The organism is Nocardia sp. XZ_19_385 (genome assembly GCF_015355755.1).
GTDB lineage: Bacteria > Actinomycetota > Actinomycetes > Mycobacteriales > Mycobacteriaceae > Nocardia.
This window is the reverse complement of the sequence record NZ_JACVEE010000003.1, coordinates 308,962-326,915: the sequence shown is the minus strand read 5'-3', so window position 1 is coordinate 326,915 and position 17,954 is coordinate 308,962. Positions and strand designations below refer to the sequence as shown.

Genomic DNA, 17,954 nt, shown 5'->3' with positions numbered 1-17,954 from the left:
GCGAGGTACAACCATGCCCGGACCCGCGGGTCGCGTCGATGCGGTGCTGGTGTGCGGCGGCGTATGGCACGACTTCGATTACGCCCGGCTGCGACTGCTCACCGAACTCGACGAGTACGAGCAGGTCCGCACCCGGGTGTTCGAGGACTACGACTGCACCGACGCGCTGGCCGCCGCCGACCTGCTCGTCACCTACACCTGCAATCGAGCGCCGACCGCAGACCAGCGTAAAGCGCTGTCCGAGTTCGTCTCCCGGGGCGGCCGCTGGCTCGCCCTGCACGCTACGAATGCCGTCGTCGTCGCGCGCGGAGCCACTCCGGCGGACGGCTTCGCCACCCCGCGCACACTGGGCGAGCTACCGGAGCTGCTCGGCAGCCAGTTCCTCGGTCATCCGCCGATCACGCCCTACCAGGTCGTGCCGTCGGAGCCGGATCATCCCTTCCTGCACGGCATCGCCCCGTTCGAGGTGACCGACGAGCTGTATATCAGCGAACTCCATCCGCCTCTCCAGGTGCTGGCGCACACGCGCTTCGTCGGCGACTCAACGGGTTTCGAAGAAGGCCACACCACCGTCGACGAACCACGCCCCGTGCTCTACCTCAAGGAACAGGGCGCGGGCACCGTCTGCTACTTCACCCTCGGCCACTGCCGGGGCCGATTCGACCTTCAGGACCTAGGCGTCGACGACCTCGGGGCAGCCGACCGCGGCAGCTGGACGGTCCCCGAATTCCGCACCATCCTGCGCCGCTGCCTGCACTGGGCGGTGACCGGAGAACTACCGACACCCGGAAAGCGAGACACACCATGATGTTTCGAAATCTGCGTCCCCGCTTGGCCGTCGCCGCACTGATCGCCATGGCCTGCACCGGACTCACCGCACCGGCCGTCACGGCCGAACCTTCGGAGGCCGAAACCGCTGAGGCGGAAGCTTTTCCGCAGCTCTGCCTGCGCGCGCAGGTGCAGACCGCGAAGCTTCGGGTGGTCAAATTCCGGCGCCAAGGCGGCACCCTGTCCGAGGTCCCCTACACCGACCTCAACGCCTTCGCCGCGTCGAAACCGCAGGTGCAGCCGCTCACCGTGACCAGCTACACGACCCCTGCGGCAGGTTTGCCGAAACAGGTGCGCTGCAAAGGCAAATCGGCTGATCACCTGACCGATGTGTACGGTGCCGACATCGCCGGCCCCGAAGGCGACTGCGCACATGTCAACCGCGTCACCCTGCGCCAGGTCGCCCGGTCGCTCACCCAGGAGGAGCGCAAAGCCCTCGTCTATCGCCCGAACAAGGTGGTGATCGACCCGGACACCCCCGCCCTCACCGGCCAGGACTGGCTGGCCGATTTCCCGGTCGCCACCAAGGACGCCGGAGGCAACCTGCACCTGCCGTCCAAATCGCTGCTGGTGCCCCTGGATACGCCTGGTATCCCGGACGCCTTCAAAGGGCAGCACTATTGCACCCTGATCGCACCCGAGTATCTGAAAGCGTTGCTGCTGGGCACAGTTCAGCCCTGAACGCAGCAACCGGCCTGCTGACCCTGGGCCGCTCACCAACACCGTGGAGCCGCGGCAATGTCGAAAATTCGTTACGCACAAGCACTTCTAGTTCCTCTGCTCTTGGCCGCGCTGTCCGCAGGCTCCGCGACGGCACAGCCGCCTGACCCCACGCGGGTGACGAACTCCGTGGACATCGCCTGCGCGGGAAGCGTCTTGCACCAGCCTGCGGACTGGTACTTCCCCGCAGGCAGGCCGCGCGGACTGGTCCTGCTGGTGCACGGTTTCGGCGCGAGCAAGGACCTCTACCGCGACCTCGCGAACCGGCTCACCGGTGCGGGCGCGGTGGTCTTCGCACCCGACCTACCGGCGATGGACCCGCGCGGTTGCGCCTTGTCCAGCCTGCTACCCAACCGCGCGTTTCTCGACAACGTGGCAGACCTGTTCGGCACCGCCGCCGACCCGGGTGGTGCGTTGCAGCGCAGCTTCCGTGACGCCCGCGAACGCGCCGGGCGTCCCGATGTCGTGCTGCCCGAAAACCTGGTGCTGTCCGGTCATTCCGCGGGCGGCGGCGTCGTCCTGCACCTCGCCCAGCGGCTCGCGACCGCCCACCCCGCCGGTTTTGCCCGCCTGCGCGGTGTGCTCGCACTCGACCCGGTACGCGGCATCGACACCTCGGTGACCGAGGACGCGCTGCGGGCCCTCGCCACCACGGATCTGCCCATGCTGACCATCGCGACCCCACCCTCGCTGTGCAACAACGGGGCCGACGCCACCGAGTCGATGCAACGCCACCTCCCCCGCCGCTTCCTCGGGGTGCGCGTACTGACGGGCAGCCATGTCGACGCGCTCGGCACCGATCTGGGCGCCATCGGCGAGATCGCCGGAATCATGTGCGGCACAATTCGGCTCGGAAATTCCACGGCGACGCGCGATCTCACGGTGGCGTGGACGCTGGACCTGTTGGACGGCACGCGCACCGACGACTACCACCCCGGTGGAGCGTACTACGAGATGTTGCGCGACACCGGCGTCATCCAGACCATCACCGGCGCAGCCCGATGAGATCAGTGCTCCCGTAGGAGCCGGCCCGCGCCGTCGACGCGGTCGTCGAACCCATGCTCGCGCAGGGCATTCCAGAGCGTGGCGGCATTGATCGCGATTACGGGTTTGCCGAGTTCCGCTTCCAGCCGGTCAGCCAGGGTGACGAAGGACAGGTTGGTGCCGACCTGCACGATCGCCTCCACATCTGGCCCGTCGATCTCGGCGACGACCTCGCGCAGGCGGTCCTCGCCGACCCGGGCGATGTCCATCGCGGTCGGGCAGCGCAAACCGGTGATCGCGGCGACCTCGAAACCGGCCTCGGTGAAGAACGTTCCGACCTCCTTGTCGGCGATCGGCTGATACGGCGAGAACACCGCGATCCGGCGGCAGCCCAGTTCCTGGAGTGCGGCCCGGCAGGAACTCGCGCCGGTGGTGACGGGCAGGCCGGTGCGGTCCCGCAGCCGCTGCTCGAACGCCGCGTTCCCGGCCACCCCGCCCCAGAAAGTCTCGGCCGACATGCCCATGACCATGCGATCGGGTTCGGCGGTGAGCACGTCCCGCACGGCGGTGTCGATGGACGCGCGGATCTGGCCGAGCAGCCCCTGGAAATCCGCGTCGTCGCCCATCACCGGGTTCGGGATGTACATCGAGCCCGCGCGATAGGCGATACCCGGTAGCCCGGCCCGCCAATAATCGTGCTCGACAACGGTATTCGTACTCGGCACGATGACACCGAAAACGGCGCGCGTGCCCACGGCATTGGTCATCTACTGTCTCCTGTGACTCGTGTTGCCGCGTCAGGACATTCGAGCGCCGAGCCGGATCAGCACGGCGTCGACCGCACGATGCGCCCGGGCTCGATCGACGGGCCGGTCCAGCAGCAGTGCGTCGACCAAGAGCGGGGACACGAGGGCCGAGGCCGCCTCCTCGGCATCGGACACACCGAGCTCCCCGAGGGCGACGCGGAAGGGTTCGAGCAGGTCCTCGACGTAGCGGTGCCGCAACTCCGCGCACGACGGATCCGCCGACGAGGCCGTGACCAGCGCCCGCAGAAAGGCGGCAACGGGCTTGTCGCGCAAACGATCACAGAGCAGGTCGGTTTCGGCGTGCAAGTCCGCGGCGAGGTCCCCGCTGGGTTCCGGCGATTCGTGCGGAGCCACGGCGATCAGCGCGGCGAGGAAATCCCGCGGCATCGGCCAGTGCCGATAGATGGTCGTGCGCGCGACCCCGGTGACCGCGTGCAGCCGCTGCGGTGTCAGCGCGGCCGCGCCTTCGGTCAGCAGCAACTCCAATGCCGCTGTCAGCACGGCGCTTTCGGTGTCGGCGGCAGGTCCCGCCGGACGGCCCGGTCTGGTCATGAAAATTGACGATACACCTTGTACTGCTTATTGATAAGCACTACATTCTGTATCGCAAATACTTTGCTTCTCCGAGGAGGACCGATGCGTCCACATGTAGAACTCATCGACGAACGCGACCTGATCGACCACGTAGCCGAGTTCGAGCACGCCACCGGAAACGCGGTGCAGCGCAACCTCAGCTACGACGAAGAGGACGGATCCGCCTCCCTCAAGGTCCGTTTCACCAGTGACTGGTCGCGCCCGGCGGGCGTGCACCACGCCGACACCGAATGGTTCGTGCTGTCCGGCCAGGTCACCGTCGGCGACACAATCCTTGGGCCCGAAGGCTTCTGGATGACCCCGGCCGGAGTCTGGACACCCCCGATCGCCGTCACGGCGGGCACCGAGATCCTGCTCTTCCGCGAACACGCCGACTGGCACTTCGACCTGGCCGACGCCGACCGTGACTTCGTCCGCCCCGACCAGAAACTCGTTGTCCTCGACACCGCCGCCATGCCCTGGATCGACGTCAAGGACGGCAGCCCGATGCGTTTCGACCTGGGCGGCACCCCCGTCCCCGGCCTCTACATCAAACTGCTGCACCGAGATTCGGAAACCGGCTTCTACACCCGGCTGATCAAGGCTAAGCCCGGCTGGCGCGAAGAACCCCTCGCCCACCACCCCTGCTCCGAAGAGGCCTACTGCCTCGCGGGCGGCTTCGACTACAACTTCGGAAAGATGTGGCCCGGCACCTATTTCTGGCGCCCGGCCCTCGTCCGGCACGGCGACTTCACCGCCGACGCGGAGATGGGCTGCACCTGGATAGTCCGCTCCGACGCCGACCTCGTCGACTGGTACACCGACAACGCGAAGGTCGTCATTGCCGGCGATCCCACCAACTGGGGCCCCGAATACCCCCACAGCCTCCTACCGCGCCTGGTCGAGCCGGTCCGCTCCCGCTCCATCGGCCCCTGGGCCGATCCCGCGTACCAATAGCCGAATGCATCGCTACCAGTAGGCCGAATGCGTTGCTACCAGCAAGCCGAATGCGTTGCTACCAGTACTGATGGCGTTTTCCGTCGGTGTCGGCGACGAAGATGACCGCGTCGGCCCCGGTTAGCTCTGCCGGGCTCAGAGGGAAATGCCCGGGCACGATGGGTTCGCCCGCGCCGATGGCCGGGTCGAGCGCCGCGCGCAGAGCCGGAGCCGGGAACAGGGCGCGGCGGGTCGTCGCCGCTGCCAGCGCTCCTTGGAAAGTGCTCGGATCGCTGTGCGGGTTGGCGTCGGTTGCTATGAACATGTAGCGCTCGCCGAGGGCTAGTTCGACGAGCGCTCCGGCATTGGCCCAGCTCCCGCCGTTGTCGCTGAGCGGCTGGGCGCGCTGGAGGTGCGCGTTGTGCGCGAACACGAGGCTGGGTCCGCGTCGCTGTTCCCGGGCAGCGATCGCAAGTAGGTTCTCGGCCATCATCTCGGCGCGCACACTGAGCAGGATCTCGACGCGGTCGGTCCCGGGGCTGGCCATAGCGGCGTGGTAGCGCAGCAGACCCTGCGCGGTGCGGGCGTGCGCGAGGGCACGGTCATAGTCGGCACGGTCGTCCAGGTCGGCGGGGTTGGCCGGGTCGGCGGAGTCGGCCGGGTCGGCCGGGTCGGCGGAGTCGGCCGAGTTGGCCGGGTCGGCGGGGTCGGCGGAGTTGGCCGGGTCGGCGGGGTCGGCGGGGTCGGCGGAGTTGGCCGGGGCGGCGGAGTTGGCCGGGGCGGCGGAGTTGGCCGGGGCGGCGGAACGGAGGGCGGGTGCCGCGCGCCGCAGCGTGCTGGCGAGGTCGTCGGCGGCAATGCGGAGGGCGCGAGCGCGATCGGAGTCGCCGATGGATGCTGCCGCGTCGTACATGGCGGACTCGTTCGTCCAATCGGCGTCCGCACCGAGCAGCGTGTCCAGGTCGCGGGCGGATTCAGGCCGAAGCCCAGGGGGCAGGTAGGCGGCAGCCACAGACAGCGCATGTCGCGGGCTCGGTGCTCCCGAGTATTCCGTCGGTGCGTCGAAGCCGTAAAAGCGAATTCGGTCCCGGGGCGCGCGGTCGGCGTTGTACCTGCGGAGCCATTCGATGAGTTCACGGTTGCCCGGCACGGCGCCGAACCCATGACTGAACCCGGTTGCCAACACCGTGTCGATGTTCGCTGTTGCGCCGTTTACGTAGTCGTCGACCAGGGACGCGGCGAGGAAGTCGGTCTCGAGCGCGATCGACCGATAGCCCCGTTCGGCGAGCTGACCGAGGAGTTCGTTGCGCAGTAGCGGGAACGCCTCGATTCCGTGGGTCGGCTCGCCGAGAGCGAGCAGGGCAGGCGGTTCGCTTCGCGCGGTGAGCAGTTCGTCGATGGCGCGGCCCAGGTCGGCCGGGTCGTCGAGTTGGCGGCCGATCTCACGCAGTGCTGTGGGTATAGGCATGAGCACTCCTTCCGGAATCGCATTGCCTTTGACAGTATCGTTGAAGTATCTGTTGAGACTTATTCGACAACGACCTGACGCAAACAGCTCAAACCCTCAAGGAGTAATGGTTGCGGCCGATCGATCTCGCCCGGGAACACGGATTGTCCGCCCAAGCGATCCGCAACTACGACGACGCGCGAGTCCTCCCGCCGACGGAGCGCACCGCGACCGGCTACCGCCGCTACACACCCCTGCACGCGCAAGCGCTGCGCGCCTTCCTCGCGTTGCGGGGCGGCCACTCACACCAGCAGGCAGTGGCGATCATGCGCGCGACCAACCGCGGCGACACCGAGTCCGCCTACGAGCTCATCGACACTGCGCATGTCGCGCTGCTGGCCGAACGCGAAACCCGGACCGAGGTCGCGAAGGCCCTGAACGCCCTGTCGACCACCAAACCACCTGCTACACAGGGTCATCCGTTGACCGTGGGCGAACTCGCCCGTCGCCTCGGCGTACACCCGGCGACGCTGCGTACCTGGGAAACCCACGGCATCCTGCGCCCCGCCCGAGACCGAGCAACGGGCTATCGCGAATACAGCCCGGAGTGCGTGCGTGACGCCGAGATCGCACGGCAACTACGCCAGGGCGACTATCCGCTGCCCCGGATCGCCCAGTTCCTCGATTCGCTCCGTGAGGCGGGCGGGACGGACGCCTTGCGCGTCTTCCTCGAATCCTGGCAAGCCCGGCTGACCACGCGCGGCCGCAACCTACTCGCGGGCGCAGCCCAACTCGATTGCTACCTCACGCTGCTCGATCAGACGCGCCGAAGTAGCGGTACAGAGTGACCCTCCTGCGCACAATTCCGCGAAGACAGTTGTATGGGACTCGGGGTCCCATATATCCTCGAAGGTGACACCGACCACTCGCTACGCCGGTCGGCCCGAACGAGGAGATATCGATGACGCTGTCGCGATCGGTTGGGGAACTGTTCGACCAGGACTACCGGGACGCGCTGGCGACCCTGTCCGAGGGCTCGGTTCACCGCAGCTTCGACCCCTATCTGGACATCGACTGGGACGCACCGGAATTCGCGCTCGATCCCGACGATCCACGCTGGGTGCTGTCACCGGAATACGATCCGCTCGGCGCGACGCGCTGGTATCAGGAGCTACCCCTGGACCGGCAGATCGAGATCGGAAAATGGCGGATAGCCAATGTCATCAAGGTCGGCGCGGCCTTCGAGAGCGTCCTGATCCGCGGAATGATGCAGTACATCATGAAGCTGCCCAACGGTTCGCCCGAGTTCAGGTACTGCCTGCACGAGATGACCGAGGAGTGCAACCACATCCAGATGTTCCAGGAGCTGGTCAATCGCATCGGCGTGGATGTGCCCGGTATGCGGCGGCTGTTCAAGGTCCTTTCGCCCTTTATCGGCGTGGCCGGCGGGTACGCGCACGTCATCCTGTTCATCGGCATCCTGGGTGGTGAGGAACCGATCGACCACTATCAGAAGGCGCTCATCCGCGACGGTGACTCGGTGCCGCCCGCGGTGTTGCGCACCATGGAGATCCACATCGCCGAGGAGGCGCGGCACATCTCCTTCGCGGGCGAGTTCCTCGCGGCGCATCTGGCGCATATGAATGCCGCGTCGAAGACGGTGTGCGCCTTGGCTTTCCCGCTCGCCATGCGCTGGCTCGCCGGGGAGATCATGTCGCCGCCACGCTCCTTCGCGCGACAGTTCGATATCCCCGAGGCGGTGATGCGCGAAGCGTTCTGGCGCGCACCACAATCACGCCGCATCCTGTCCGGCTACTTCGCTGATATGCGCAAGCTCGCCACCGACCTGGGGCTGATGAACCCGGTCACCAAACAGCTGTGGTCGCGGCTGCATATCGACGGTGCGCCATCGCGGTACCGCAGTGAGCCCGAGCGTGGGACACGGCGCACGGCTTGACGTTTCGCCGCCTACGCCTCGATCGGTCCGATCCGGCGAGTGTGCGCGTACACCGCGGCGTGGAGGCGATCACGGACGCCGAGTTTGGTGAGCACATGGGAGACATGGGTTTTGACAGTCTGTTCGCCGATCCCGAGGGCTAGGGCTATCTCGGGATTCGTGCACCCCTTCGCGATGAAGTGGAGGACCTGATGTTCACGGGGAGTGAGGGTTTCGACTTCCGGGGTGGCCGGAAAAGGTTCGATCCCGGCCGACAGACGAGTGATCAGCTGCCGGGTCAGCGTCGGATCGATGAGGGCGGTGCCGTGTACCGCCGTGCGGATCGCGCTGAGCAGGTCGTTGACTTGCCCGGATCGCGCGAGGAACCCGGTGGCACCGAGATGTAGTGCGCGATACAGATTTTCGTCCGTGTGCTCGGTAGCGAGGGCCAGAATCCTGGTGCCGGTGGTGTCGATCGGCCCCGCGTCGCCCAAGCCCGGCAGGTCGAGATCGACGAGAGCCACGTCCGGGCGCAGACGTTGCAGCTCCCGGACAGCGGCGAGACCGTCACCGACCTCCGCGACGCAGCTCATATCCGCTTGGCCCGCGATCGCCGCCCGCATACCCATCCGGAAGAACATCTGACCGTCGGCCAGCAGCACCGAGATCGACTGCCCCCGAGCAAGGCTGGAGTCGGCCGCCGATCGAGCCGGACGCGGGCCGGGCTGCCGGTCCACCGCACAGCTGGTCGATCGCGTATCCGCGTGCGCGGTAGCCACCGACAGCGTCATCGCGGTGATCGCGAGAACGAGCGAGGACACCACGCGCAGCAGCGGATGGGTCGAGGAATTCGGAACCATGGTTTCAGACCGTAGGCTCATCGGCCGCCGGTGCCCAGAGGCCCGCCCGGGTTCATCGCAGAAAACCCTGGTAATTCCGGTTCAGCACTTGGCTTTCCAGCTGTTTGACCGTGTCCAGGGCGACGCTCACCATGATCAGCGCCGAGGTGCCGCCGAAGGCCAGGCTCGCCGTGGAAGCGGAATCGCCGAAACCCAGAACCAAGTTCGGCAGCACGACAACGGCACCGAGATAGAAGGATCCGGGCAGGGTGATCCGATTGAGGACATACCCCAAATGCTCGGCCGTCGGCTTGCCGGGCCGATAGCCGGGGATGAAGCCGCCGAATTTCTTCATCTCCTCGGCACGTTCCTGCGGGTTGACGGTGATCGCGACGTAGAAGTAGGAAAAGAAGACGATCAGGGCGAAGTAGCCGGTTATGTGGACCGGATGATTCGGGTCGGCCAGGTACTTCTGGATGAACTCCTGAACGAGGCCCGAACTCCCCTGGGTGAACTGCACGAGCAGGTTCGGCAGGTACAGCAGCGACGAGGCGAAGATGACCGGAATGACACCGGCCTGATTGACCTTCAGCGGCAAGTACGTCGAGGAACCGCCGTACATCTTGCGTCCCACCACGCGCTTGGCGTACTGCACCGGAATCCGGCGCTGGCCCTGCTCGATGAAGACCACGCCGACGATCATCGCGGCTATCGCGAGACAGACTCCGGCGAAGACGATTCCGCCCCGGCTTTCCAGAATCGCCCCGCCCTGCGCTGGAATCTGGGCGGCGATGCCCGCGAGGATGAGCAGCGACATACCGTTGCCGAAACCGCGCTCGGTGATCAGCTCGCCGAACCACATCACCAGGGCGGCGCCCGCGGTCATGACGAGCACCGCGGTGATCATGGCGAACAGCGAGCTGTCGGCGAGGATGTCCTCGGGACAACCCTGCAGCAGTTGGCCCCGCGCGGCCAGCGCAACCAATGTCGAGGCTTGCAGCAATGCCAGCGCCATCGCCAGGTAGCGGGTGTACTGCGTGACTTTGGCTTGGCCGGATTGCCCTTCCCGCCGCAAATCTTCGAAACGCGGGATCACGACGGTCAATAGCTGCGTGATGATGCTCGCGGTGATGTAGGGCATGATTCCGACCGCGAACACCGACAGTTGCAGCATCGAGCCGCCGGACAACAGGTTCACCAGCTGGTAGATGCCGCCGGATTCGCCGCCCACGTTCTGCTCGAAACAACTGCGAACAGCCGTGAAATCCACACCGGGTGACGGCAATACCGCGCCGAGTCGGAACAACCCCAGCAGCCCGAGCGTCCACAGTGCCTTCCGCCGCAGCTCCGGGGTTCGGGCAGCCGACATGACGGCAGAAAGCACGGGAGCTCCTCGTGGGCGGGATCGGCTTGGCATGGGCCTTCGACGCTATGGAAGGCCGGGCCGCGCTGACGTCGCCCGAGAGGCCGATTTCACGCTCCCCCGATCGGGGGAGTCATGCCTAGGGCTGTACCGACAGCCGGTGCCGAAACACCGTGCCCGGATCCCAGGTCGCCTTGATCCGCTGCAGCCGTTGGTATTGCGCGCCGTAATAACAGGCGTGCCACGGCACACCCGAGGTATTCCAATTCGGGTCGGCCAGATCCGGGTCGGGATAATTGATATAGCTGCCGCCGTTGCGTTCATTCGGCACCGGCACCCCGCCGGTCTCGGCGTAGAGCTCGGCATAGAACCGCCGAGCCCAAGTCACAAAGTGCTCGTCGCCATCGGGCCGCCGCCATGCCGCATGGATGAGCATCTGCATGAACGAATCGCGCGCCGGCATCGCCGTCGCGCCGAGGGCGACAGCGTTGACCGCACCGCCGAAAGGCAGGAATTCCAGCACCGATTCGCCGATCACGCTCACATCCATCATGTGGCGATAGCAGGTACGCAGCTGCTCGGCGGAGTAAGGGCGGCGCAGGTAGGCGGCCTTGATCTTGACCCTCGGCGAGTTGGCTGCCTTGGGGTAGTAGATCCGCTCGACGGCGTCGAAGTAGGACATGCGGACGAGTGGTTCGATCAGCGGCGGCGGGAAGACCCCGTCGGTGATCGCGGCGAGAAAAGCTTTCAAGCGATCGTGAGCTTCGCGTGGGTCCCCGTCGAGCAGAACCAACAGCTCCGTGCTGCCGAGTGCGGTCGTGCGGACACTCAACGGCGCGTACAGCCCGGCGTAGGCATCATCCGGCTCGCTGTGCTGGTGGAAGAACGCCAGATAGTTGCCGAGCAGCCGTACGAACGAGTCCTCGGTAGTGATCGGAAACAGCACGCGGGTGCTGAGCACATTGGCCGGCGGTCGTGGCAGAGCCAGATGAGGATCGGAACCATCGGAGTCGGCCGAGCGCAACAAGAATCGGGTCACCACCCCGAAATTGCCGCCGCCCCCACCGGTGTGCGCCCACCACAGGTCCTCGTGCGGGCCGTCTTTGGTCGCGAGCACGAGCGCCGCTCGTCCGGCGGCGTCGACGGTGACGACCTCCACTCCATAGAGATGATCGGCGACCAAGCCGTGGCGACGCGACAGCGGACCGTAACCCCCGCCGCAAATGTGCCCGCCCACCCCGACGCCCTTACAGATGCCGGCCGGTACAGTCACGCCCCATCGCGCCAGCCCTTCATAAACCGCGCAGCTCGGTACCCGCGCCGACAGAGAACGCACGATGCCGCTCGTCCCACTCGACCCCGGTCATTCGCCCGAGATCGATCAGCGCCCGCGTGTCGGCACTGTCGACGAAATCGTCGAAACAATGCCCGCCCGAACGAGCCGCAGGCCGCAACCCGGCCCGCACCGCCGCGGCCACCGCCGCCCGAACCTCCTCGGCATCGACCGGTAGATACACGCGCTCGGGCCGCGCTACGAACCGCGAGTTGTAGCCCCGCTCAGTCGCCTTCGCGTACTCCGGCTCCCCGGGACCGGCCATCGGTGTCTGGGCCCGCGCTCCCGGCTCCCCTACCAATAACGACGTCGCACCCACCGCCGAAGCAATAAATCCTCGACGTGAGAAGGGCATCGATGATCTCCTTCAGGCGGCTCCAGCAAATGGGCAGTCCCCCGACGCTAGCCACCGGAGCTTCATACCCGCCGCAACTGAGGTGCGCGATTCGTCCCTTTATTCGACGACGGCTTTGATCCGTTCCAGCGTCTCTCGCATACCTTTATTGTTCGTTCGACCGCGCGCTCGGCCGGCGATCAGCCAGTACAACCGGAGGGGCAGGCTGGGGTGCAGGTGGAACGATTCCGTGACGTCGGTGCCGCCATCGATGGGCTCCAAGCGGTAACGCCAGGTGTTGATCGGCATCCCGCCGGGGCCGAGCACGGTGAAGGCGAACTCGCGGCCCGGATCCGCGGCGATGATCCGGCACACGGTCCAATACTTCAACCCCCAGCCGTTGCGGTTGACACGGCCGCGAAACTTGGCGCCGACTGCGGGCTCCGTTGCGCCGCCGAGCCATTCGGCTGCGATCGTCTCGGGGCTGAACTTGCCGGTATTGGTGATATCGCTGACGAGATTCCAGATTTTCTCAGCGGGTGCTGCCATTCGAACTGTCACGCTGTCCTGCATTCTCGTACGCTAACAGAGGACACAGACGGACGGAGGCGGTGCACTAGCGTGACACCCCGCCTCCGACCAGGTGTTTCTTACATCGGTTCAGATGACCGAATTCATGATGGTGCCGGCGCTGGTGGCGACGGCGCCGCCGGCCATGGCGCTGGCGATCATCTTCGGGGATTGCAGGCCGCCGCCGTTCCACTTCTCCCAGGCGAAGCGGCCGCCGCCGTAGGTGATGGCGGTGATACCGGATAGCTGGACCAGCCAGGTGAAGTAGCGGCCCATTTGCATCAATTTGTCGGCTAGCGGCGGAGCTTCCGGTGCGGGGTTGCCGACGACCTGAGCGAGGACGGTGTCTTGTAGCGCGCAGAGGATCAGGCTCACTGTCATGCTCCTTATGGATGCCGAGGTGAAGAAATTCGCCGACCGTGCGGTCTTGTTCTCTGCGGCCCATTCAACAACACGGAAAACCCCTGGCAGAGCCGACACACCGCACCCGTCTTGCCCCCTTGTCAGCGGGTTTGCGCACCTCAGCCCGACAGCCGCGAATCCGGCTGTCTTGCTTGGGCGATACCGGCCCGCTGGGGGTTCGCTGAACATATTCTGAGCGAACGCCCAAGGAAGGAATCTCGATGGCGCAACCCCAAGTTCGAACCACCCCCGGATTATCGGCCAAAATCGACACGACCATCGCGCACGAAGCACGGGTCTACGACTATTGGCTCGGTGGAAAAGACAATTACCCCGCCGATCGCGCCCTCGGCGACGCGATAGCCGGACATATACCAGCCATCCAGACCATGGCCCAGGCCAATCGCGCGTTCCTCGGGCGGTCGGTGCGCTATCTGGTGCAGGAAGCCGGGATCACGCAATTCCTGGATATCGGCACCGGAATCCCCACCGCGGGCAACACCCACGAGGTGGCGCAGCGGGCCGCTCCCGCCGCGCGCGTGGTCTACGTCGACAACGATCCCATCGTGCTGGCCCACGCCCGCGCGCTGATGTCGAGCTCACCGCAGGGCAAGACCGCGTTCATCCACGCCGATCTGCACGACCCGGAGAGCATCCTGACCGATCCGGCGCTGAACGACACCCTCGACTTCGAACAGCCGATCGCGATCATGATGGTCGCCGTGCTGATGTACTTCGAGGACAGCGACAAGCCGCACGAGATCGTGGCGAAACTGCTGGACAGGGTGCCTTCGGGCAGTTACCTGGTGATCACCCATCCCACCGCCGATTTCGACGAACGCGCGATGGCGCGGGTGGTGCACTCGGCCGAGGACGCGGGGATCACCTTCCATCCGCGCACCCGCGCCGAGACGGAGTCGCTGTTCGCGGGCACCGAACTGGTCGAGCCCGGTGTGGTGCCGGTCGTCACCTGGCGACCCGACCTCGCGCCCCGGGCGACCAACGTCGTCGCCGACCCGGAATCGGCCTGGTACTGGGCGGGAGTCGGCCGCAAGCCGTGACCTTGTTGCCGCAACGGAAACCTTCCGTGCGGGAATAGCTGAGGGGACGATACGTTCGTTGAGAAGCAGTTAGTCCAACGAACGAGAGGGGCCGCCCGGTGGCGACCGAGACAGTGCAGCCGGGCGTCGGCCTCAGATCCGAGCGCGGGGCGGTACTCGGAGCGCTGATGCTCTCGACCGGACTGGTCGCACTGGACTCCACCATCATCGCCACCGCGATCCTGACCATCACCCAGAATCTCGGCGGGTTCGCCCAGTTCCCGTGGCTGTTCTCGATCTATCTGCTGGCGCAGGCCGTGACCGTGCCGATCTACGGCAAGCTGGCCGACACCTTCGGGCGCAAACCGGTGCTGCTGTTCGGCATCGCGGTGTTCGCCCTGGGTTCGCTGTTGTGCGGTCTGGCGACCAGCATGGTGGGGCTGATCATCTTCCGCGCGATTCAGGGTCTGGGCGCGGGCGCGGTGCAGCCGATGACGCTGACCATCGCCGGCGACCTGTACACGCTCGCCGAACGCGGGAAGGTGCAGGGCTATATCGCGGCGGTGTGGGCGGCCTCGTCGGTGCTGGGCCCGCTGCTCGGCGGCCTGTTCTCGGAGTACCTGAGTTGGCGCTGGATCTTCCTGGTGAACCTGCCGGTGTCGGCGCTGGCCGCGTGGATGTTGTTGCGGCACTTCAAGGAAACCGCGCCCAAGCATCGGCACAGCAGCATCGACTACCTGGGCGCGATGCTGCTCACCCTCGGCGCGGGCGCGATCATCCTGGGGCTGCTCGAAGGCGGGCACTCCTGGGCGTGGACCTCCCCGGCCAGTCTCGGGATCTTCGGCGGTGGCGCGCTGGTGCTCGCGATCTTCGCGCTGGTGGAGCGCCGGGCCGCGAATCCGATTCTGCCGCTGTGGGTTTTCACCCGGCGGGTGCTGGTGGCGAGCAGCATCATCTCGCTGTTCGTCGGCGCCATCATTCTCGGATTGACCTCCTACGTACCAACTTTCGCGCAAGGCGTGCTCGGCAGCAGCGCGCTGGTCGCGGGTCTGGGCGTCGGCGCGCTCACCCTCGGCTGGCCGATCACCGGTTCGCAGGCGGGCCGGGTGTACATGCGCATCGGCTTCCGCAACAGCGCGTTGATCGGCAGCAGCGTCGCGACGGTGGGCGCGGCCTCGCTGCTGCTGGCCGGTCAGCAGTCGACGGTGTGGCAGTTGGCGGGGTCGTGTTTCGTGATCGGCCTCGGGCTGGGCCTGGTTTCCACGCCGTCGATCATCGCCGCGCAGTCGAGCGCGGAATGGTCTGAGCGGGGTGTGGTCACCTCGACGAATATGTTCGCGCGGTCCATCGGCAGCGCGGTGGGTGTCGCGGTCTTCGGTGCGATCGTGAACTCGCACGTGCACGGGGCCGACCATCCCGCACCGGCCGCACTGTCCTCGGCGGTGCACCTCGTGTTCATCGCTGTCGCGGCGGCGGCGGTCATCCTGATCGTGGCATCGATGATGCTGCCCGGCCGGCCCACCGCCGAGTAGCTACACGGGTTTACGCGCCTCGATCAGGAATCGGGTGGTGGTCGCGACGAACGGCCCGTCGGCTTCGATCTGCTCGTGCAGCTCACGGAGTTGCTCGAGGTACTGATCAACGGTGAACCCGGGAACCATCCAGATCACCTTGCGCAGGAAGTAGATGACCGCGCCGATGTCGTTGAACTCGGTGCGCAGCCGCTCCAAGCGCAGGTCGACGACCTCGAGCCCGGCGGCTTCGGCCTCCTTGCGAGCGTCCTCGGGATCGCGCCCCTTGCGCGCTTCCGGCTGCGGGCCCAGGAAGTACTCGACCAGCTCGAAGACGCTGGCCGGTCCGACATGCTGGGACAGGTAACTGCCGCCGGGACGCAGCACGCGGGCGATCTCCGCCCACCATGCCCGCACCGGATGACGGCTGGTGATCAGGTCGAAGGCGTTGTCCGCGAACGGAAGTGGCGGTTCATCGGAATCGGCGACGACCACCGCGCCGAGCGGATGCAGCAGCTGTGTGGCTTTGTCGACGTTCGGCGGCCACGACTCGGTCGCCACCATGGTGGGCGGCAGTGTTTTGCGATGTTTCAGCACGGCACCGGCGAGAACTTCGCCGCCGCCGGTCTGGATATCGAGCGCCGAGTCCACCTCGGCCAGCCGCGCACTCATCAGCCGCTGATATCCCCATGACGGTCGCTGCTCGGTTGCTCGACCGTCCAGCCAGGAGAAATCCCAGCCGTCCACCGATACCGATTCGGCTTCGGCCACCAGGTCTTCGAAGGTTCGCGACATATCAGCGATCCTCTCACCGCCGTCCACTGAATTTCCGTCTGGAAACACCGAGGGCCGACCGGCGTGATGCCGGTCGGCCCTCGGAAAGCCGTGACTAGGCGGTTCGCTTGCCGAGTTTGGTCAGCGCCAGATACCCCGAGCAGACCAGCACGCCCCACACCGCACCGACCACGAGCGCGGTGCGTCCACTTTCGGTGAGGAACAACAGCACCACGACGAGTCCGAGGAAACCGAGCGCGAGCCAGGTGGTCACCGGCGCACCGGGCAAGCGGTAGTCGCTGGCCGGGAGCAGCCCCTGCTTGACGCGCCTGCGATAGATCATGTGACAGACCAGGATCATGCCCCACACGAAGATGATGCCGATCGTGCTCACCGCGGTGATGTAAGCGAACGCCTTGTCCGGGGAGATCACATTCACGACCACGCCGATCACCATCACCGCCGCCGACAGGCTGATCCCGAGATAGGGCACCGCGCGGGAGCTCAGCTTGCTCAGCACGGCCGGCGCCTCACCGTGCAGCGACAGCGTGCGCAGCATGCGGCCGGTCGAGTAGATGCCGGAGTTGCAGGACGACAGCGCCGCGGTGAGCAGCACGAAGTTGATCAAGCCCGCCGCGCCCGGGATGCCGATCTGCTGGAAGACCTCCACGAACGGGCTCTTGCCCTCGTGGAAGGTGCGCCAGCTCGACACCGACATGATCACGACGAGCGCGCCCACATAGAACAGCCCGATGCGGAAGGGCAACGTATTGATCGCCTTGCGCAGGGTTTTGCGTGGTTCGCGCGCCTCGCCCGCGGTGACCCCGACGAGTTCGACACCGACATAGGCGAACAGCACGATCTGCAACACCAGCAGCGACTGGCCGAACCCGTTCGGGAAGACGCCACCGTCGGCCCACAGGTTGGTCACCGTCGGGTTGGCGGCGTGGCCGAAGCCGATGGTGAGGACGCCGATGCCGAGCAGGATCATGCCGATGATCGCGGTCACCTTGATGGTGGAGAACCAGAATTCACCTTCGCCGAACAGCCGCACCGAGATCAGGTTCGCCGCGAACATGGCCGCGAGCACGACCAGCGCGGTGATCCAGCCCTGGATGTCGAACCAGTACTGCACGTACTTGCCGGCGACGGTGATCTCGGCCATGCAGGTCGCCACCCACACCGCCCAATACGACCAGCCGGTCACGAAACCGGCGAACCGGCCCAGGAACTCGTGCGCGTACTCGGCGAAACTGCCGGACACCGGGCGGTAGGTGAGCAGTTCACCCAGTGCCCGCATGATCACGAAAATGGCCAGGCCCGCGACCAGATAGGCCAGGATCAGCGCCGGACCCGCCTTCTCGATCGCGCCGCCCGCGCCATAGAACAGGCCGGTGCCGATGGCACCGCCGATCGCGATCATCTGGATGGTGCGCGGGTTCAGTCCCCGCGCATAGCCCTCCTCGGCCGCTGCGTTGTCTGGCGCCGACTCGGTAGGCTCCGCGTCCGCTTGTAGCTGACGGTCAGAGGCTGTCATTGGATATGCGTCCTTCCCTCA

The 17,954-nt window shown here is 66.3% G+C and carries 19 protein-coding genes; 8 read left to right on the top strand and 11 right to left on the bottom strand.

Annotated features, from left to right (window positions below):
* The first annotated feature begins 13 nt into the window (after positions 1-13).
* The 3 genes from IBX22_RS25130 (at position 14) to IBX22_RS25120 (ending at position 2,553) form a co-directional block, all read left to right on the top strand.
* Positions 14-808 carry a ThuA domain-containing protein gene (locus IBX22_RS25130; protein ID WP_194818164.1) on the top strand — a complete coding sequence of 265 codons (795 nt, stop codon included), beginning with the start codon at positions 14-16 and terminating at the stop codon, positions 806-808.
* Positions 805-1,509, top strand: coding sequence for a hypothetical protein (locus IBX22_RS25125; protein WP_194818163.1), 705 nt, complete (start codon positions 805-807; stop codon positions 1,507-1,509). The genes IBX22_RS25130 and IBX22_RS25125 overlap by 4 nt, the downstream gene beginning before the upstream one ends.
* A gap of 156 nt (positions 1,510-1,665) precedes the next feature.
* The gene (locus IBX22_RS25120; RefSeq protein ID WP_194818162.1) at positions 1,666-2,553 is read left to right on the top strand and encodes an alpha/beta hydrolase; all 888 of its coding nucleotides are present in this window, start codon (positions 1,666-1,668) and stop codon (positions 2,551-2,553) included.
* A 2-nt stretch (positions 2,554-2,555) separates the two neighbouring features.
* Here IBX22_RS25120 and IBX22_RS25115 read toward each other — a convergent pair whose 3' ends face one another.
* Both IBX22_RS25115 and IBX22_RS25110 read right to left on the bottom strand, forming a co-directional pair.
* Positions 2,556-3,299 (bottom strand): arylmalonate decarboxylase, encoded by a 744-nt coding sequence (locus tag IBX22_RS25115; protein WP_194818161.1) that lies wholly within the window; start codon positions 3,297-3,299, stop codon positions 2,556-2,558.
* Between the two features lie 30 nt (positions 3,300-3,329).
* Positions 3,330-3,890, bottom strand: coding sequence for a TetR-like C-terminal domain-containing protein (locus tag IBX22_RS25110; protein ID WP_194818160.1), 561 nt, complete (start codon positions 3,888-3,890; stop codon positions 3,330-3,332).
* Between the two features lie 84 nt (positions 3,891-3,974).
* Between IBX22_RS25110 and IBX22_RS25105 the strand changes: the two genes are divergently transcribed.
* Entirely contained in the window at positions 3,975-4,868 is an 894-nt protein-coding gene (locus IBX22_RS25105) for a DUF4437 domain-containing protein (RefSeq protein WP_194818159.1), read from the top strand.
* Between the two features lie 58 nt (positions 4,869-4,926).
* Here IBX22_RS25105 and IBX22_RS25100 read toward each other — a convergent pair whose 3' ends face one another.
* Entirely contained in the window at positions 4,927-6,315 is a 1,389-nt protein-coding gene (locus IBX22_RS25100) for an erythromycin esterase family protein (RefSeq protein ID WP_194818158.1), read from the bottom strand.
* Between the two features lie 110 nt (positions 6,316-6,425).
* Between IBX22_RS25100 and IBX22_RS25095 the strand changes: the two genes are divergently transcribed.
* Together IBX22_RS25095 and IBX22_RS25090 are read left to right on the top strand one after the other, a co-directional pair.
* The gene (locus IBX22_RS25095; protein ID WP_194818157.1) at positions 6,426-7,142 is read left to right on the top strand and encodes a MerR family transcriptional regulator; all 717 of its coding nucleotides are present in this window, start codon (positions 6,426-6,428) and stop codon (positions 7,140-7,142) included.
* 113 nt (positions 7,143-7,255) lie between these two features.
* Positions 7,256-8,251, top strand: a complete 996-nt coding sequence (locus IBX22_RS25090) for a diiron oxygenase (protein ID WP_194818156.1) — start codon at positions 7,256-7,258, stop codon at positions 8,249-8,251.
* A gap of 11 nt (positions 8,252-8,262) precedes the next feature.
* Here IBX22_RS25090 and IBX22_RS25085 read toward each other — a convergent pair whose 3' ends face one another.
* The 6 genes from IBX22_RS25085 to IBX22_RS25065 all read right to left on the bottom strand — a co-directional run bounded on the left by IBX22_RS25085 (position 8,263) and on the right by IBX22_RS25065 (position 13,044).
* Positions 8,263-9,090, bottom strand: coding sequence for a response regulator transcription factor (locus tag IBX22_RS25085; protein ID WP_228539411.1), 828 nt, complete (start codon positions 9,088-9,090; stop codon positions 8,263-8,265).
* 52 nt (positions 9,091-9,142) lie between these two features.
* A complete protein-coding gene (gene secY, locus IBX22_RS25080) occupies positions 9,143-10,453 on the bottom strand; it encodes a preprotein translocase subunit SecY (protein ID WP_194818155.1) in 1,311 nt (436 codons plus the stop codon).
* A gap of 118 nt (positions 10,454-10,571) precedes the next feature.
* Positions 10,572-11,705 (bottom strand): BBE domain-containing protein, encoded by a 1,134-nt coding sequence (locus tag IBX22_RS38355; RefSeq protein ID WP_309234785.1) that lies wholly within the window; start codon positions 11,703-11,705, stop codon positions 10,572-10,574.
* 19 nt (positions 11,706-11,724) lie between these two features.
* The gene (locus IBX22_RS37585; RefSeq protein WP_228539407.1) at positions 11,725-12,120 is read right to left on the bottom strand and encodes an FAD-binding protein; all 396 of its coding nucleotides are present in this window, start codon (positions 12,118-12,120) and stop codon (positions 11,725-11,727) included.
* Between the two features lie 99 nt (positions 12,121-12,219).
* Positions 12,220-12,672, bottom strand: a complete 453-nt coding sequence (locus IBX22_RS25070; protein WP_194818154.1) for an SRPBCC family protein — start codon at positions 12,670-12,672, stop codon at positions 12,220-12,222.
* A gap of 87 nt (positions 12,673-12,759) precedes the next feature.
* A complete protein-coding gene (locus tag IBX22_RS25065) occupies positions 12,760-13,044 on the bottom strand; it encodes a hypothetical protein (RefSeq protein ID WP_194818153.1) in 285 nt (94 codons plus the stop codon).
* Positions 13,045-13,292: 248 nt separating this feature from the next.
* Here IBX22_RS25065 and IBX22_RS25060 point away from each other — a divergent pair, with 248 nt between their 5' ends.
* On the top strand, positions 13,293-14,132 hold the full coding sequence (locus IBX22_RS25060; protein WP_194818152.1) for an SAM-dependent methyltransferase: 840 nt from the start codon (positions 13,293-13,295) through the stop codon (positions 14,130-14,132).
* A 98-nt stretch (positions 14,133-14,230) separates the two neighbouring features.
* Complete coding sequence (locus IBX22_RS25055) at positions 14,231-15,643, top strand: MDR family MFS transporter (RefSeq protein ID WP_194818151.1); 1,413 nt, start codon at positions 14,231-14,233, stop codon at positions 15,641-15,643.
* Here IBX22_RS25055 and IBX22_RS25050 read toward each other — a convergent pair whose 3' ends face one another.
* Together IBX22_RS25050 and IBX22_RS25045 are read right to left on the bottom strand one after the other, a co-directional pair.
* Positions 15,644-16,417, bottom strand: a complete 774-nt coding sequence (locus IBX22_RS25050; protein ID WP_194818150.1) for a class I SAM-dependent methyltransferase — start codon at positions 16,415-16,417, stop codon at positions 15,644-15,646. It lies immediately after the preceding gene.
* 94 nt (positions 16,418-16,511) lie between these two features.
* Entirely contained in the window at positions 16,512-17,933 is a 1,422-nt protein-coding gene (locus IBX22_RS25045; protein ID WP_194818149.1) for an amino acid permease, read from the bottom strand.
* Between the last annotated feature and the right edge of the window lie 21 nt (positions 17,934-17,954).

Coding starts and splice junctions, on each gene's coding strand:
- IBX22_RS25130 (WP_194818164.1), top strand. CDS start 14: ATGCCCGGACCCGCGGGTCGCGTCGATGCGGTGCTGGTGTGCGGCGGC.
- IBX22_RS25125 (WP_194818163.1), top strand. CDS start 805: ATGATGTTTCGAAATCTGCGTCCCCGCTTGGCCGTCGCCGCACTGATC.
- IBX22_RS25115 (WP_194818161.1), bottom strand. CDS start 3,299: ATGACCAATGCCGTGGGCACGCGCGCCGTTTTCGGTGTCATCGTGCCG.
- IBX22_RS25110 (WP_194818160.1), bottom strand. CDS start 3,890: ATGACCAGACCGGGCCGTCCGGCGGGACCTGCCGCCGACACCGAAAGC.
- IBX22_RS25105 (WP_194818159.1), top strand. CDS start 3,975: ATGCGTCCACATGTAGAACTCATCGACGAACGCGACCTGATCGACCAC.
- IBX22_RS25100 (WP_194818158.1), bottom strand. CDS start 6,315: ATGCCTATACCCACAGCACTGCGTGAGATCGGCCGCCAACTCGACGAC.
- IBX22_RS25090 (WP_194818156.1), top strand. CDS start 7,256: ATGACGCTGTCGCGATCGGTTGGGGAACTGTTCGACCAGGACTACCGG.
- IBX22_RS25085 (WP_228539411.1), bottom strand. CDS start 9,090: ATGGTTCCGAATTCCTCGACCCATCCGCTGCTGCGCGTGGTGTCCTCG.
- IBX22_RS37585 (WP_228539407.1), bottom strand. CDS start 12,120: ATGCCCTTCTCACGTCGAGGATTTATTGCTTCGGCGGTGGGTGCGACG.
- IBX22_RS25070 (WP_194818154.1), bottom strand. CDS start 12,672: ATGCAGGACAGCGTGACAGTTCGAATGGCAGCACCCGCTGAGAAAATC.
- IBX22_RS25060 (WP_194818152.1), top strand. CDS start 13,293: ATGGCGCAACCCCAAGTTCGAACCACCCCCGGATTATCGGCCAAAATC.
- IBX22_RS25050 (WP_194818150.1), bottom strand. CDS start 16,417: ATGTCGCGAACCTTCGAAGACCTGGTGGCCGAAGCCGAATCGGTATCG.
- IBX22_RS25045 (WP_194818149.1), bottom strand. CDS start 17,933: ATGACAGCCTCTGACCGTCAGCTACAAGCGGACGCGGAGCCTACCGAG.